General features: G+C 62.1%; 1 protein-coding gene. It reads left to right on the top strand.

Features of this window, described 5'->3' with window-relative positions:
• The coding region (locus tag A1830_RS20915) for a hypothetical protein (protein ID WP_156485066.1) at positions 1-214 on the top strand (214 nt) is incomplete at both ends.

The following is a 214-nucleotide window of genomic DNA, read 5'->3' on the forward strand; positions in this document are numbered from 1 at the left end:
CCCGCCGCGCCACCCGCGAGGATGGCGTACAGGCAGACTGGCTGGTTGACGACGATAATAACGTCGCCCGTTTCACAGATTATGACGGTCGCCAGACCAGCTTTGTTTACCACAACGGTGAGTTATGCGATGTCATCCTGCCTGACGGAGCCATGCGGCGCAGCCAGTGGGACCGCTATGGCCGCCTGACGTCAGAGACTGACCCGGCAGGCCG

The organism is Erwinia sp. ErVv1 (assembly GCF_900068895.1).
GTDB lineage: Bacteria > Pseudomonadota > Gammaproteobacteria > Enterobacterales > Enterobacteriaceae > Erwinia.